This window comes from Mesorhizobium sp. Arg314 (assembly GCF_053714275.1).
In genome coordinates, this window is sequence record NZ_JBSKBP010000383.1 from 1 (window position 1) to 221 (window position 221).

Genomic DNA, 221 nt, shown 5'->3' on the forward strand with positions numbered 1-221 from the left:
CGATGCCGGCCACGGCATCCTCGGCGCCTCGATTGCTTCAGACGGATCCGCCTACGGCCTCATCCAGATCCCGGCGGGCGGCAGCAACCGGCCCTTCTCCGACGAAATCGACAGCGTCGAAACGCGCATGACCATCGCAGACGGCCGCGAAGTCTTCGTCAAAGCAGTCGAGATGATGAGCCGCTGTTCAAGCGAGGCGCTGGCGGCGGCCGGTCTTTCGG

At 65.6% G+C, this 221-nt stretch carries 1 pseudogene; it reads left to right on the forward strand.

The features are described 5' to 3' along the window. Nucleotides 1-221, forward strand: a pseudogene (locus ACWGS9_RS35965) (3-oxoacyl-ACP synthase); the annotation flags it as partial.